Source organism: Phascolarctobacterium succinatutens YIT 12067, assembly GCF_000188175.1.
GTDB lineage: Bacteria > Bacillota > Negativicutes > Acidaminococcales > Acidaminococcaceae > Phascolarctobacterium_A > Phascolarctobacterium_A succinatutens.
On the sequence record NZ_GL830932.1, the window covers coordinates 255 to 726 of the forward strand.

Annotated in this window: 1 protein-coding gene; it reads left to right on the forward strand. The window is 40.3% G+C overall.

Translation table 11 applies throughout. The features are described from left to right. Nucleotides 1-467 (forward strand): Rpn family recombination-promoting nuclease/putative transposase (locus HMPREF9443_RS09310; RefSeq protein WP_009146353.1); only part of this gene is annotated, 467 nt, incomplete at its 5' end. Between the last annotated feature and the right edge of the window lie 5 nt (nucleotides 468-472).

The window sequence follows — 472 nt, forward strand, 5'->3', positions numbered from 1 at the left end:
TCATTTTTATCTGCGTTTTTGATTTCTTTGAACAGGATCATTACGTTTATACCTTTAAAAAGTGTTGTCTGGAAAATCGGGAGTTGGAGCTTTCCGATGAAGCAACCACCATGATTTTAAACACGAAAGGTACGCATGGCGATATTTCTAAAGACATCAAGAGCTTTTATGATTATGTAAACAACCACATTGTAACTACTGATTTCACTAAGCAGATTGACGACGAAATCAGCTATCTCAAATTAGATACGAAAGTGAGGCGAGAATTTATGCTTATGGAAGCACGTTTATTAGATGAAAGACGTGAAGGCGAAGCTGTGGGTATTGCCAAAGGCGAAGCTAAAGAGAAACTCGCTACTGCTAAGCGTCTTTTCCGCATGGGACTTTCCGTGCAGGATATCGCCAAGGCTACTTCTCTCCCGATTGAGCAGGTTGAAGCATTGCAAGCTGAGCATTCCTGCAAATAATTTTT